13 protein-coding genes and 1 pseudogene are annotated in these 14,310 nt (G+C 42.1%); 5 read left to right on the top strand and 9 right to left on the bottom strand.

What is annotated here, in order from left to right:
- Positions 1-107, top strand: a pseudogene (locus JMX63_RS09075) (IS1595 family transposase); the annotation flags it as partial.
- A gap of 52 nt (positions 108-159) precedes the next feature.
- Here JMX63_RS09075 and JMX63_RS09070 read toward each other — a convergent pair.
- Positions 160-660, bottom strand: a complete 501-nt coding sequence (locus JMX63_RS09070; protein WP_201572110.1) for a lactoylglutathione lyase family protein — start codon at positions 658-660, stop codon at positions 160-162.
- A 107-nt stretch (positions 661-767) separates the two neighbouring features.
- On the opposite strand from JMX63_RS09070, the gene JMX63_RS09065 reads away from it, so the two are divergent.
- Positions 768-1,637: a LysR family transcriptional regulator gene (locus JMX63_RS09065; RefSeq protein WP_201572108.1), complete on the top strand. Its 870-nt coding sequence runs from the start codon at positions 768-770 to the stop codon at positions 1,635-1,637.
- A gap of 115 nt (positions 1,638-1,752) precedes the next feature.
- Here the strand turns inward: JMX63_RS09065 and JMX63_RS09060 are convergent, their stop codons facing one another.
- The 8 genes from JMX63_RS09060 to ppsA all read right to left on the bottom strand — a co-directional run bounded on the left by JMX63_RS09060 (position 1,753) and on the right by ppsA (position 10,355).
- Entirely contained in the window at positions 1,753-2,889 is a 1,137-nt protein-coding gene (locus JMX63_RS09060; protein ID WP_201572107.1) for a glycerate kinase, read from the bottom strand.
- Positions 2,890-3,001: 112 nt separating this feature from the next.
- A complete protein-coding gene (locus tag JMX63_RS09055) occupies positions 3,002-4,357 on the bottom strand; it encodes a GntP family permease (RefSeq protein WP_201572106.1) in 1,356 nt (451 codons plus the stop codon).
- 469 nt (positions 4,358-4,826) lie between these two features.
- On the bottom strand, positions 4,827-5,066 hold the full coding sequence (locus JMX63_RS09050; protein WP_179798876.1) for a hypothetical protein: 240 nt from the start codon (positions 5,064-5,066) through the stop codon (positions 4,827-4,829).
- 354 nt (positions 5,067-5,420) lie between these two features.
- Complete coding sequence (gene rplI, locus JMX63_RS09045) at positions 5,421-5,927, bottom strand: 50S ribosomal protein L9 (RefSeq protein ID WP_102094899.1); 507 nt, start codon at positions 5,925-5,927, stop codon at positions 5,421-5,423.
- Between the two features lie 20 nt (positions 5,928-5,947).
- Positions 5,948-6,178: a 30S ribosomal protein S18 gene (rpsR, locus tag JMX63_RS09040; protein WP_010198808.1), complete on the bottom strand. Its 231-nt coding sequence runs from the start codon at positions 6,176-6,178 to the stop codon at positions 5,948-5,950.
- Positions 6,179-6,194: 16 nt separating this feature from the next.
- Entirely contained in the window at positions 6,195-6,599 is a 405-nt protein-coding gene (rpsF, locus tag JMX63_RS09035; protein WP_101205443.1) for a 30S ribosomal protein S6, read from the bottom strand.
- Between the two features lie 291 nt (positions 6,600-6,890).
- The gene (locus JMX63_RS09030) at positions 6,891-7,844 is read right to left on the bottom strand and encodes an RDD family protein (protein ID WP_227673298.1); all 954 of its coding nucleotides are present in this window, start codon (positions 7,842-7,844) and stop codon (positions 6,891-6,893) included.
- A 126-nt stretch (positions 7,845-7,970) separates the two neighbouring features.
- Positions 7,971-10,355 (bottom strand): phosphoenolpyruvate synthase, encoded by a 2,385-nt coding sequence (gene ppsA, locus JMX63_RS09025; RefSeq protein ID WP_201572104.1) that lies wholly within the window; start codon positions 10,353-10,355, stop codon positions 7,971-7,973.
- A 701-nt stretch (positions 10,356-11,056) separates the two neighbouring features.
- Here ppsA and ppsR point away from each other — a divergent pair.
- The 3 genes from ppsR to sthA all read left to right on the top strand — a co-directional run bounded on the left by ppsR (position 11,057) and on the right by sthA (position 14,234).
- Complete coding sequence (gene ppsR / locus JMX63_RS09020; protein WP_101205440.1) at positions 11,057-11,953, top strand: posphoenolpyruvate synthetase regulatory kinase/phosphorylase PpsR; 897 nt, start codon at positions 11,057-11,059, stop codon at positions 11,951-11,953.
- Between the two features lie 129 nt (positions 11,954-12,082).
- Complete coding sequence (locus tag JMX63_RS09015) at positions 12,083-12,484, top strand: DUF4377 domain-containing protein (RefSeq protein WP_101205439.1); 402 nt, start codon at positions 12,083-12,085, stop codon at positions 12,482-12,484.
- Positions 12,485-12,584: 100 nt separating this feature from the next.
- Positions 12,585-14,234: a Si-specific NAD(P)(+) transhydrogenase gene (gene sthA / locus JMX63_RS09010; RefSeq protein WP_057759390.1), complete on the top strand. Its 1,650-nt coding sequence runs from the start codon at positions 12,585-12,587 to the stop codon at positions 14,232-14,234.
- Positions 14,235-14,310: the final 76 nt, after the last annotated feature.

Genomic DNA, 14,310 nt, shown 5'->3' with positions numbered 1-14,310 from the left:
TTAATAAGAAGAACTTCCATTTGTTTTTAAAAGAGTGCGAGTTTAGATTCAACTATGGCTCACCATCTAATCAGCTGAAAACCTTGAGAAAATGGTGTGATATTTAATCCTTATCTACTACAGCCCCTAAATTTATACTAAGCTGTATTTATACTGAATCTAGTATGCGCCTTCGCTATAGATAAGCTCATAGCTATGGCTGTATATCTCAACGATGTTACCGAATGGGTCTTCCATATAGATCATGCGGTAAGGTTTTTCGCCAGGGTAGTAGTAGCGTGGTTTTTCCATACGCTTCTTACCACCTGCGGCAACCATACGCTCAGCCAACTCTTCAACATTTGGATCTTGGACGCAGAAGTGAAAGATACCTGTTTTCCAATATTCAAAGTTGTTTTCAGGGTTTTCTTGATTTTTGAATTCAAAAATCTCAACACCGATACGGTCACCAGTAGATAGGTGAGCGATACGGAAGCTGCCCCAACCTGCACCGAATACTTCAGTACACATCTCACCAATCGGGCTGTCATCTTCGACAATCTCAGTTGGTTCCATGATGGTGTACCAACCCATCACTTCAGTATAAAATTTTACGGCGGCATCTAAGTTAGGGACTGATAGACCGATGTGCGAAAAGCTTCTTGGATAAACGTTGTTCATAATTTGTGCTCCTGTTTGCTGTACTCTTGTTTAACGTAAGGCCAGTATACAAATGCACTTTCATTATGTAAAATTATCAAATATTATATAAATAAGTATAAAACGTAATGATAAATATTACATGGCTACGAACTTTCTGTACGCTTGCTGAAGTTGGGCACTTTACCCGCACAGCTGAACGTCTATATATGACGCAGTCTGGTGTAAGCCAACACATAAGTAAGTTAGAGGAGCAACTAGATACGGACTTGTTGATTCGTCAAGGAAAGCAGTTCTCATTGACCAATGCAGGTGAGCAGCTTTATAAAGAAGCGGGCGAGATACTGCAGCGATTATCTAATTTGGAGCAGCGTATCGGTGAAGATCCGCCCTATGAAGGATTGGTGCGGTTGATGTCACCGGGTAGTGTGGGACTCAAGTTATATCCGCAGCTTTTGACACTACAGCAGCAGCATCCAAAACTAGTGATTGATTACCGTTTTGCACCCAATTCTGATATTGAGCGGGCGCTGGCAAATCACGAGATTGATATTGGCTTTATGACAAATATCTCAGACGATGAGACGGTTAGCTGCAGGCCTATAGCGCAAGAAGCATTGATACTAGTAACCCCTGCGGCTACACTAAAGCCTAGCTGGGAGCAGCTTATGGCACTTGGATTTATCGATCATCCAGATGGCGCCCATCATGCAGGCATGCTACTGACCGCTAATTATGAGCAATTCCAGCATATCAATAATTTCGAGAAAAAGGGCTTTTCGAATCAGATTGGCCTGATACTAGAGCCAGTCAGCAGAGGAATAGGCTTTACTGTTTTGCCAGCCCATGCCGTGGCCGCTTATCCGAAGCCTGAGCTGATTAACAGTCATTATCTGCCAGTTGCTGTTAGCGAAACCCTATATCTGGCAGTCAGAAGACAGCAGGTACTCTCTAATAGAATGCATACGGTCATTGATGAAGTAAAAGAATGGCTATAGATATGTTGAGAGTGAATGATACATGCACAGCTAACGAAGGGTTAATCGAAAGTTCAATAGCTGCGCATTTAACAGAAGAGGTTCATTGATAGATTGCGACTATAAAAGATTGCGTCTATCTTAAAGTCTGCCCAAGTTTGATACTTGCGGCAATATTAGCAGCAGTAGTCTCAATATTGTTATAAGCAGAGCCTAACACATTATCGATCGTGTCTACTTTTTGGATACTCGGCATGACCACATCAAACTGACTGGTCTGAGCAGGTTTTAGTCCATCGACACTGCCGCAGATAGCGATAACAGGTGTACGGCTAGCCTTAGCGATTTGGCTGATACCGCCTGCCACTTTACCCATGGCTGTTTGTGCATCGAGCTTACCTTCGCCAGTGATGACGAGATCAGTCTCTGCGATATGCTGTGACAGGTGAGCCACTTCGGCCACCGTATCAAAGCCTGACTTTAGCTGAGCTTGAAAGAAAGTCATCATCGCATAGCCAAGACCACCAGCAGCGCCAGCGCCTTCAACGTATTGATAGTCTTCATAGCCATGCTGTCCACAGATGGTCGCAAAGTGACTGAGTGCCTTATCCAAGGTATTGACTTGTTCTGGGCACGCGCCTTTTTGTGGGCCAAATACTGCGCTAGCCCCTAGCAAACCGCATAATGGATTGGTCACATCACAAGCAACTTCAAATACCGTGTCTGATATCCTTGCATGAAGGCTAGTATTATCGAGCTTATGTAGGCTGGCAAGTGAGCCACCACCATGAGTGAGCAGGCTGTCATTAATGTCATGAAATGTTATGCCTAGCGCCATTAGCATGCCAAGACCTGCATCATTGGTTGCGCTACCACCTAGACCGATAACGATACGCTTAGCACCTTCTTCTAACGCATTTTCGATCAGCTCCCCAACACCATAACTACTCGCAATAACGGGATTACGCTCATCAGCCGTCAGTAGGTGTAATCCGCACGCTTGAGCCACTTCAATAACAGCAGTCGCGTCAGGCAATAATAGATACTTTGCCGTAATCGGTCTCATCAATGGGTCATGTACTCTAACTTCTTTCCAGCGCCCGCCCAATACATAAGACAATACCGCTGAGGTGCCTTCACCGCCATCGGCCATTGGCAACAGCTTATAGTCAGCATCTGGAAACACTTGGCTAAAACCAGATTGAATGGCATGGCACACGTCCAGTGCTTCTAAACTTTCTTTAAACGAGTCAGGGGCGATCAAAATTTTCATACGGCTCTCTTTGAATATCTTAATGACACGATCATTGCGATAGTGTCATGTTTTAAAACGTTTATTTAACGATCATCAAATAAACGTATATAGAAATACACAATTTCATCAACTAGATAAACACTAGAGTCAACAACCAGATAAATACGATGCTAGTCACACCTTGGATACCAGTGGCCATTGAATGAGCCTTGTACGCTTGTGCCACGCTCATACGACTAAACTGGCTAACAATCCAAAAGAAGCTGTCATTGGCATGTGAGATGGTCATGGCACCAGCACCAATTGCCATCACGCAGAACACGCGTCCAAGTTCGCTGTCTAGGCCAATCTGGCTCAATAGTGGGGCAACCATAGCAGAAGTCGTAACCAATGCGACTGTGGTTGAGCCTTGTGCCGTTTTTAGCGCAGCAGAGACGATAAATGGCATGAAGATGCCTAAACCCAAGGCCGATAGAGTCGAACCTAGGTAGTCACCGATTGGCGTCACTTTTAGCATGGCACCAAACGCGCCACCAGCACCAGTGATCAATAGGATAGGGGCTGCTACTACCAAACCTTGTGAGATACTATCGCTGATTTGCTGCGTTTTTTGCTCTGAATTAATTAAGAAAAACGATAAGAACAAACCGATAAGTAACGCAGTCAATGGGTTACCAATGAATATCAGAATTTCCGCTACTATGCTACTGCCAAATGGTGCGCTTGGGAAATTAGCAACCGAAGATAGACAGATTAATATGATAGGCACGATAATCGGTAAAAACGCCATTGTTGCTGAAGGCAAGTGATTATAATCATCACGAGTTTTCATTCCTTCAGGCATTGCTGCTGGAGCATCTGCCGCATTGATATTGTCAGGAGTAGCGTTAAGGAAGCGATTAGACCACCACCAGCCAGCCAATACCGCAACTGCTGTCACGACTACACCGACCATAATGACCAAACCTAAGTTTGACTCTAGACCTAAGTTACCTGCCGCTGCGATTGGACCTGGCGTCGGTGGGACAAAGGTGTGGGTAGCGTATAGACCAGTGGCCAAGGCAATGCTCATCGCGACACTTGATACATGTAAGCGCTCAGCTAAAGACTCTTTTAGAGAGTTCAAGATAATATAGCCAGAGTCACAAAATACAGGTATGGAAACGACCGCACCGACGATAGACATAGTCAAAGTAGGAAAGCGTGGCCCCAATACTTTGATGACTGACTCTGCCATTACGATAGCAGCACCCGTTTTTTCAAGAATTAAGCCAATAATCGTACCAAATACAATCACAAGACCGATATAGCCTAAGATACCACCGAAACCATCAGAGATCGTCTTGGCGACCGTATTAAGTGGTACTTGATAAAATAGCGCGACCAAAAAAGCAGAGAGAATCAATACTAAAAAGGGATGCCACTTTAGTTTTGCGGTAGCGAAAATAATAAAAAGAATGGTCAGCACAAGCCAAAATACAATCATCACTGTCTCAATATGGTTTATATCTTAATTGATTACCAATGCAAATATAGTCAATTATATCGAGATTAAATACGGTATATAGCGTGCTAAGTCTACTCTGCGTAGTGCTTTCAAGCGCTTTTACCATGTCTACATTTAAACGATATCGAACCAACTATCTGCATCACTAACGATACGAAATTTTAAAGGGGCATATTTTATAGCAAATAGACGCCGCTAGGAAATAGATTCGTTAAATAGTTGGCGCTGTTGACAAAAAATCGAGAGATACTTAATTTTGAAATGACGGAAGTTAGTAAGAAAACGTCGAAGAATCTAATGGAAATACTTGTATAACTAGTAATTGCTAATACTTCAAACCAAAAGAACTGGCCATTTATAATGACCAGTTTTTGTCTAAACAATATTTACCTACCTGAGTAATAATTATTTTTAGGATAGGTATTCTAAGAAGCGCCCTTATTGACAGTTAGGCAATCTTATCAAAAAAAGCTTTGTTATTGGTAGCAGTTGCAGTATCAAAGCTGACGTAAATGCCTTGATCGTCCAACGTGGCATACCAATGATCATCATTGCCACTGGTCAGCAGCTGAAAGTATTTGTCATTGACTATTCTGCCAACTGTATAAACCTCTCCTTCGGAGTAGTATGCATTACCTTGGGTACAGATAAGCTTGTCATTGGTATGGATGTTATTATTTTCTTTCATGTTCTTGCGCCCTATTAGTACATTAGATAGCAGTAGATTATCAATTCTGCTAATAGTAATAAAGATGATTATATAGGCAGTATCTTGTTGTTTGGTATAGCACTTTTAAGGTAGTTGTTGCATTTAGTTACTACAATATTGCATAGATAACACCGCTATCATAGCAACAGATTTTTTGAGAATCCTAAGTTGTTTAGGAATATATAAAATCCTAATTTATCGAGATAAAAGAGTGCAAGTTAGCAATATAAATAGTCTAAATACATAGACTCTAATGCCAAAAATAACACACGTAAAAAAGCCAGCAACCTAAGTTGCTGGCTTTTTGCAGACTGAGTCTAACTACATAGAAGATTACTCTTCAGAATAGTCTTCTTCAGCAGCTTCTTCTTCAGCTGAATCTTCGTTGTTACCATCTTCAGAAAGAATAGTAACTAAGATGCTAGCAGTAACGTCATGGTGTAGCTGAATATCAACATTGTATTCGCCAACTTGACGTAGAGTGCCTTCAGGTAGCTTGATTTCAGCACGGTCTACTTCTAGACCTGAGTTAGTCAATGCTTCAGCGATATCGCGAGTACCGATAGAGCCGAATAGCTTGCCTTCGTCACCTGATTTAGCACGCATGATAACATTAACGTCAGTCAATGCATCAGCACGCTCTTGAGCAACAGCGATCTCTTTTGCTTCTTCAGCTTCAAGTTCAGCACGACGTGCTTCGAACTTTTCGATGTTAGCTTTAGTAGCAGGTAGCGCTTTGCCCTGAGGGATAAGAAAGTTACGTCCGTAACCTGGTTTTACATCGACAGTTTCACCGAGTTTACCAAGGTTGACGATACGCTGTAACAAAATAATTTGCATGAGTCATTCCTAGTTAGCGGTTAACCTTGATGGTTATCAGTGTATGGAAGTAGCGATAAGTAACGAGCTTGCTTAATAGCAGTCGCTAATTGACGCTGATATTTAGTAGATGTACCAGTAATACGGCTTGGTACGATTTTACCATTATCACTAATGTACTGTTTTAGCAATTCAACATCTTTATAGTCGATGTGAGTGATGCCTTCAGCAGTGAAACGGCAGAATTTGCGACGGCGATAGAAACGTGCCATGAGTATTCTCCTTTAATTAGTCTTCACTGTTGTCGTTGTCGTCATTATCGTTTTCACGATTGTCTGGACGACGAGTAGTTGCTTTGCGTGCGCGTTTTTCATCGGCATTCTTGGCTAACTGCGACTCTTCAGTGACAGCTTCGTCACGGCGCATAACTAGACTACGAATGATCGCGTCGTTATAACGGAATAATTCTTCAAGTTCAGCTAAAGTTTCACCGTCAGTTTCAATGTTGAAAAGAACGTAATGAGCTTTGTGAATCTTGTTGATTGGATAAGCCAGTTGACGACGGCCCCAATCTTCTAGACGATGGATAACACCGTTGTTGTCTTGAACTAACTTGATGTAGCGCTCAACCATGCCGACCACTTGGTCGCTTTGGTCTGGGTGTACAAGTAACACCAGTTCGTAATGTCGCATTATGACTCCTTACGGATTAGTAGCTATTAACCCTATGTTAATAGCAAGGAGATTTATAAGGTAAGCCCAATTCTAGTCATATTTTATAAAAAACAATCAAGAATAAGCTTAGTTTATAAAGCGCCGTATTATAACAGTACTCGGCAACTAACACAAAGGTTAATCACCAAGCTACTGTCAATAAAATATAAAAAAAGGCTAAATAAGCTTTGCTAAATAAAAAAGCCGCGATAGTACGCAGCTTTTTTAAGTATAACGAGCTATAAAACCAATAGCCAAATCAAAATACTGTTATTCAGATTTTGACTTCTTTGCCAATTGGCTACTGTCTGCTTTGACCACTAAGGTTTTGGCAAGTTTGTCATGCCAACCAATATTTTCAGGGCTTTTAGATGCCATATAGTAATGAATGGCTAAAGGTATCAGTACTATAAATGAAGTAGAAAGGGGGATATAAAGTAGTGCTAGAAAAAGAGTACGTATCACAACCAATCTAAGAAAAGAAGGTAAATGATGGGTGGTTTGATCTACAACACGAATTCCCGTAATCAATTTACCTAACGACTGGCCCCGCAAGATAATAAAAAGTAATTGCAAAGCGATAAGGCCGAAAACCATCGCATTGGATATTAATTGTGTCGCTTGCGGAATACTTTCAGAAAGACTCAAAGAATATTTAATTACTGCTTCCATATTCTGTAAGTCTGTGGGCATGTCTCCCAACTTTCTCATAGCTAGCATTAATGGAAGAAACGCCATTATTAGTAGCAGCCAATCAAGCGCGGTTGCCAATACGCGTGACATAATTGGCGCAAGTACCACGTTGCCGACGACTTTATCATTGTCTGCAACAGCTTTTTTGAGAGTAGACTTATTCAGTGAGACATTGTTGTGCGGCGTTTGATGACGATTGGTCGTCATGTCGGCTTTCACGTTTTTAGGACGTTCAGGCTTGCCATATAGTCTGTCTAACGATACTGACTTATCATCTTTCGATTTATTAGTATCTTCAGGGAAGACGGTCACGTTATTGATGATAGAGTCGTTTACTTCAGGCGTGTTAGCACTGGTCGGGCGATACACCGTTTGGTTATTGGTAAGATCACCTATGCGCTGCCACTGAGCTAAGCCTTCATGCCACATCAAATCATCAAGCAATACTTCACCAGATGCCAGCATGATATTCAGCTGATCCAACTGATATGGGCCAGCTTGTACGTTATTTCGAGCAAGGAAAATCTGCATAATTGCCTGCATAGTTAGTCATGTCTTAGGACATTATATTAGGGTCTATTTGAAAAAATCAAATAGACCCTAATAGTGGTATCTTTAATGACTGTGTGAATGACCGCTGTGACTAAACGTAGCGGTTTACTTCGCTTCTTCACCAGCTAAGAAGAACCAAGTATCTAATACTGAGTCTGGGTTCAATGACACTGAGCTGATACCTTGCTCCATTAGCCAGAAAGCTAGATCTGGATGGTCTGATGGACCTTGACCACAGATGCCAACGTATTTGTTTTGCTTACGGCAAGCTTCGATAGCCATAGATAATAGTTTCTTAACAGCAGGATCACGCTCATCAAATAGATGAGAGACGATACCTGAATCACGGTCAAGACCAAGCGTTAACTGAGTCAAATCGTTAGAACCGATTGAGAAACCATCGAAATGCTCTAGGAACTCTTCTGCTAATAGGGCGTTGGTTGGTAACTCACACATCATGATGACGCGTAGACCATTTTCGCCACGTTTTAGACCATTTTTCTCAAGTAACTCGATGACTTCTTTGGCTTCGCCAACAGTACGTACGAATGGAATCATGATCTCAACGTTGGTCAAGCCCATGTCATCACGTACACGTTTTAGTGCTTTACACTCAAGCTCAAAACAGTCACGGAAGTTATCAGACACATAACGGCTAGCACCGCGGAAACCAAGCATTGGGTTTTCTTCTGATGGCTCGTATAACTTACCACCAAGCAAGTTAGCGTATTCGTTTGATTTGAAATCTGACATACGAACGATAACGGGCTGATCCATAAAGGCAACAGCTAGCGTTGAGATACCTTCGACCAATTTATCAACATAGAAGTCAACAGGTGATGCATAGCCTGCGATACGCTCTTGGATCGCTTGTGAAATTTCACGTGGCAAGCTGTTCATGTTTAGCAAGGCTTTTGGATGCACACCAATCATACGGTTGATGATGAACTCTAGACGTGCAAGACCGATACCTTCGTTTGGCATTTGGGTAAATGAGAATGCGCGATCTGGGTTACCAACGTTCATCATCACTTTGAATGCTAGCTCTGGCATAGATTCAACAGAGTTAGTCTGTACTTCAAAATCAATCTGGCTTCCATAAATGAAACCAGTGTCGCCTTCAGCACAAGAAGCAGTTACGTCTTGACCATCAACCAATAGCTCAGTTGCGTTACCACAACCAACGATAGCTGGTACACCTAGCTCACGCGCGATAATAGCAGCGTGACAGGTACGACCACCACGGTTGGTGATGATAGCAGAAGCGCGCTTCATAACTGGCTCCCAATCCGGATCAGTCATGTCTGATACGAGTACGTCGCCTTCTTCTACTTTGTCCATCTCGTTTAGGTTGCTAACGATACGCACTTTACCTGAACCGATACGCTGACCGATTGAACGACCTTCACACAATACTTTTGCGCCAGTCGTGTCGATGACATAACGTTCCATTACGTTGCTGTCTTGACGGCTCTTAACAGTCTCAGGACGTGCTTGAACGATGAAGATCTCGTTAGTATCGCCATCTTTTGCCCACTCGATATCCATCGCTTGGCCATAATGCTGTTCGATCGTTACCGCTTGCTTGGCAAGTGAGGTTAGCTCTTCAGTAGATAAAGAGAACTGCATGCGATCTTGTTTTTCAACATCAACGGTTTTAACTGATTTAGCAGTGCTGCCCTCATCACCATAAACCATTTTCTTATGCTTGCTACCTAGGTTACGACGAATAACTGATGGCTTACCGTTGGCTAGCAATTTCTTAGAGATATAGAACTCATCTGGGTTAACCGCACCCTGTACAACCATTTCACCTAGGCCATAGCTTGAGGTGATGAATACCACTTGATCAAAGCCACTTTCGGTATCTAGCGTGAACATAACACCAGCAGCACCAGTCTCTGAACGTACCATACGCTGTACAGCAGCAGATAGTGCAACGCCTTCGTGCTCAAAACCTTTGTGTACACGGTAAGAGATTGCACGGTCGTTGTATAGAGAGGCAAATACTTCTTTAATAGCAATTAGGACGTTATCAATACCGCGAATGTTCAAGAAGGTTTCTTGTTGACCGGCAAATGACGCATCTGGCAAATCTTCAGCAGTGGCAGAAGAACGGACAGCAACAGCGATGTCTTCGCCGCCACTCATGGTTTCAAATGATTGACGTACTTCTTGCTCAAGATCTTTTGGCAGTTCTTGTTCAATAATCCAAGTACGAATCTTTTTACCAGTCGCCGCAAGCTTATTAACATCATTTACGTCTAGTGTTTTTAGCTCGCTGTTGATTTTGTCAAGCAAGCCTGTTTCAGTCAAAAAGCGGTTGAATGCATTTGAAGTGGTGGCAAAGCCGCCTGGAACACTAACGCCTAAATCAGAAAGATGGCTGATCATTTCGCCAAGCGAAGCGTTCTTACCACCAACCATTTCGATGTCGTCTTTTCCTAGCTGATCAAGATTGATTACAAGTGCTGTAGATTGCGCTGCCATGATAACTCCAGAAAATAAGGTTATTTAGTAAAGATTATAACGGTGAATTATACCGCCATATTAGGACAATTTCGAGGGTTTTCACCAAAAAACTTGTTAAAAATATACAAATTGTGGGGTTTGCTACATAAATTAGGGCCAGTCTAATCAAGTTTCGTATTTACTAGGATGAAAAATCTCATTGCTAGTAACGATGTTAAGCACTTATAAAAGCCAATTACTGCATAAAATAGATGCATTCCAATAAGCCACATTTAGAGTATTTCTATAATTTATGTTTCAATCTTATGTATCTGTATAAAAGAAGCATAAAAAAAGCCTTAATGAGAGGTGAATTAACTATGACGACAATATGAAAAACAATGTTGGTGCTAAGTGTACGCCTGTAACATTGATTTCTATTAAGAAGCTAATATGCGTATAATGTAGCGCATAGATAGTTGATGCACATTGCATAATAAATGTGCGGTATAGGTACTGAAAAAGGCTCGTTTGAAGTAGGCAGTTATAAAGCCTAGTTATACGAGTTATAAAGGTAACTGTAAAAATCTAAGTAAAAGCCACACTATTAATGATAGTCAAAGTAATGCTATTAATAGTCAATAACTGCTAAACATTTACCAAGTCTGAATTATTACTAAGATCTATACCAAAAACTAAATGAAGGTCATTATTGAGTTTTCAACCGAGGTGTCAACGATATGTACTCAAGCAATCCATCTGAACAAGTTAAGTCCACTATCCAAAATCGCCATGCGCTAAACTTGGACAGCTCACAGGCGATTAGAACGGCGTTTTTTATCTCAGATGGCACAGCGATTACGGCTGAGACACTTGGACGCGCTATTTTGAGTCAGTTTGCCTCAGTTCCTTTTGAGACAAGAGTATTGCCATATGTCGATAGCTTAGAGCGTGCAGAAGATGCGGTTGAACAAATCAATATGGCGTATCAGCGCGATGGTTCGTTGCCATTGGTTTTCGATACGATCGTCAATCCTGAGATTCGTGAAAAGATTAACTCAGCGCATAGCTGTAACTTGGATATGTATGAAGGTCTGATTGGCCGTGTTGCAGAAGAGACAGGTGTGGAGCCAGATGGTCATTCAGGCCATGCACATGATGATGTTGATTCTGAAACCTATAAAGAGCGGATCGATGCAGTGCATTTTGCTTTAGACAATGATGATGGCGCGCGTACTCGTCACTATAATGCAGCCGATATTATTTTGGTGGGTGTGTCGCGCTCTGGTAAGACGCCGACTTCTTTATACTTAGCATTACAATTCGGTATTCGAGCGGCTAACTATCCTTTAACCGAAGATGACTTGTACGACAATCAGTTGCCGAAAGCATTACGTGAGCACAAAGACAAACTATTTGGTTTGCTTATTGATACCGATCGCTTGGTAAAAATCCGTCAAGAGCGCCGTGCAGGCAGTCGTTATTCTAGTTATCAGCAATGCCAGCAAGAGCAGCGCGCGATTCAGGGTATTTATATCACGCACGGTATCCCAAGCTTAGATGTATCAGAGATGTCTGTTGAAGAGATTGCCACGCGTATTTTGCAGATGACAGGTCTCAAACGCCGTATTGGATAATGAATGTCAGCTTAAACAGTCTCTGTTCAATCAGTATCAATAAGTGTTCAGGCAGCTTTAATAAGTGCGTATAAAACACTAATAAACATACATCATTTCATCCTAGATAATTATCATATAGAGAATATTATGATTTCAGCCTATCAATCTATAAAGCCATCGTTGTTGCTGGCAGGTTTAATCAGTGCAGCGACTTTACTGAGTGCTTGTCAAACATCACCATTTGCAAAGGATCCAGTACCTGAGCCGCGCTATATTCCAAGTATCGTATTGGGTGAAGCACAGACACTGACCGTCATGCCAAACCGTGTGGCCTGTGCCTCAGAACTGCCAATGCAGTGCCTGCTTGCTAAATCTAAAGACGGTAGCGTGTTTCAGATTCCTTACGACTGGATCGATGACTTCAAACCAACCCTTGGTACAGAGTACATTATTAGCGCCCGCCCACAGATTGATGAAGGGCAACAGAGCGCCACTGGTCATTGGACATTGCAAAACATATTGTCACAACGTATGGTGGGCATGCCTTAGTAGGGCGGTATTCATTTATCTACATGATACTAACTCAGCTATATATTGATTCATTTATATCTCAAACATTTACTCGATAAATAAATATAAAGAGGACATCATGGTAAGTAAAAGTGCAAGCGACGAGACCAATGATACTGGTAAAGATATTCATACCGAAGTATCAAATAAATCTAGCGGACACGTGCCAAGCCCTGAACATACCGAAGGTAAGAACAAAAAAGAAAAGATAGAGCAGACTCACGAGCAAGTGACTGATGATGTCATGCATCATCCTGACTTAGTGAATCCGCTCGATGACACACGAATCGATATTAAGTCTGGCTTTACCAAAGACTCTCGTCGTCTAAAAAGTGACGATCACGAGTATGAGTATGATGCCGTTGTTTTAGGGGCGGGGCCTGCTGGTGAAGCCGCTGCTATGAAGCTGACTAAATCTGGTAAAAGAGTTGTCGTCGTCGATCCACGTGATCAAGTAGGGGGTAACTCTACTCACGTCGGTACGATTCCAAGTAAAGCACTACGCCAATCTGTATTTAACTTGATTAACTTCCGCCGCGATCCAATGTTTACCAAGGCGATGGAATATAAGCAAGTACCGCTAAATGAAGTATTGGCCAAGGCGCGTCAAGTTATCCGTCGTCAAGTCAGTACCCATACACGTTTTTATGAGCGCAACCGTATTGAAGTCATTCAAGGTTGGGCAAGTTTTATTGACGCACATACGCTACGTATTGAAGTCGATGAAAATGTGTACGAAACCATCACTTTCAATAAAGCCATCATTACTGTCGGTAGTCGTCCTTACCGTCCTGAGATTTTAGACTTTAACCATCCACGCGTTTTTGACTCTGACAAAATCTTGCAAATGGATTATGTAGTCAAAAAAATCATCATTTATGGTGCAGGGGTGATTGGCTGTGAGTATGCGTCTATCTTTACTGGTCTTGGCTACAAAGTTGATCTAATCAATAACCAAGATCAATTGCTTAATTACTTAGACAGCGAAATCAGTGATGCCATCGCGCATGACTTTAGACAGTTCGGTGTGCTTATCCGTAGTAACGAAGAGATTGATCATCTTGAGACTCATGATGATTATGTAGTCTTGCACCTAAAGAGCGGCAAGCGCATCAAATCTGATGCCATTCTTTGGTCAAATGGTCGCTCAGGTAATACAGAAGGCCTGAATTTAGAAGCTATTGGGCTAAAAGCAAACGGCCGTGGTCAGCTAAAAGTAGATGATACTTACTGTACGGACGTCGACAATATCTATGCTGCTGGCGACGTAATCGGTTGGCCGTCACTAGCCTCTGCCGCCTACGACCAAGGTCGCTGTGCCGCTGCCTTTATGGTTGGTGATAGTGATGCTGAGCCAGTATCTAGTGTACCGACGGGTATCTATACAATTCCTGAAATCTCTTGTATCGGTAAGACAGAGCAAGAGCTCACGGATGAAAAAGTTCCGTATGAAGTGGGTCAGGCGTTCTTTAAGCATTTGGCACGTGCCCAAATTATCGGTGAACGTTCAGGCGTATTAAAGATATTATTCCATCGTGATACGTTAGAGATTCTAGGCATCCATTGCTACGGTAACCACGCTTCAGAGATTATTCATATCGGTCAAGCCGTGATGAAGTGTAAGAGCAACAATACGCTTGAGTACTTTGTAAATACGACTTTCAACTATCCCACGATGGCAGAAGCATATCGTGTGGCAGCATTGAATGGTTTGAACCGAGTGTTTTAAACCACCGCTATTGATATCGTATAAATAAAAAAGCGCCTGCTACTATATTATTAATAGTGCAGGCGCTTTTTTTATG

Origin of the sequence: Psychrobacter nivimaris (genome assembly GCF_904846365.1) — a bacterium.
Lineage (GTDB): Bacteria > Pseudomonadota > Gammaproteobacteria > Pseudomonadales > Moraxellaceae > Psychrobacter > Psychrobacter nivimaris_B.
The sequence above is the reverse complement of the archived record's forward strand: the minus strand, read 5'-3'. Positions and strand labels throughout refer to the sequence as shown.

Bases quoted from the DNA above. Each gene is read 5' to 3' on its own strand.
- JMX63_RS09060 (WP_201572107.1), bottom strand. From the start codon at position 2,889: ATGAAAATTTTGATCGCCCCTGACTCGTTTAAAGAAAGTTTAGAAGCA.
- rpsR (WP_010198808.1), bottom strand. From the start codon at position 6,178: ATGGCACGTTTCTATCGCCGTCGCAAATTCTGCCGTTTCACTGCTGAA.
- rplI (WP_102094899.1), bottom strand. From the start codon at position 5,927: ATGCAAATTATTTTGTTACAGCGTATCGTCAACCTTGGTAAACTCGGT.
- JMX63_RS09030 (WP_227673298.1), bottom strand. From the start codon at position 7,844: ATGCAGATTTTCCTTGCTCGAAATAACGTACAAGCTGGCCCATATCAG.
- sthA (WP_057759390.1), top strand. From the start codon at position 12,585: ATGGTAAGTAAAAGTGCAAGCGACGAGACCAATGATACTGGTAAAGAT.
- JMX63_RS09065 (WP_201572108.1), top strand. From the start codon at position 768: ATGATAAATATTACATGGCTACGAACTTTCTGTACGCTTGCTGAAGTT.
- ppsR (WP_101205440.1), top strand. From the start codon at position 11,057: ATGTACTCAAGCAATCCATCTGAACAAGTTAAGTCCACTATCCAAAAT.
- JMX63_RS09015 (WP_101205439.1), top strand. From the start codon at position 12,083: ATGATTTCAGCCTATCAATCTATAAAGCCATCGTTGTTGCTGGCAGGT.
- JMX63_RS09055 (WP_201572106.1), bottom strand. From the start codon at position 4,357: ATGATTGTATTTTGGCTTGTGCTGACCATTCTTTTTATTATTTTCGCT.
- ppsA (WP_201572104.1), bottom strand. From the start codon at position 10,355: ATGGCAGCGCAATCTACAGCACTTGTAATCAATCTTGATCAGCTAGGA.
- JMX63_RS09050 (WP_179798876.1), bottom strand. From the start codon at position 5,066: ATGAAAGAAAATAATAACATCCATACCAATGACAAGCTTATCTGTACC.
- JMX63_RS09070 (WP_201572110.1), bottom strand. From the start codon at position 660: ATGAACAACGTTTATCCAAGAAGCTTTTCGCACATCGGTCTATCAGTC.
- rpsF (WP_101205443.1), bottom strand. From the start codon at position 6,599: ATGCGACATTACGAACTGGTGTTACTTGTACACCCAGACCAAAGCGAC.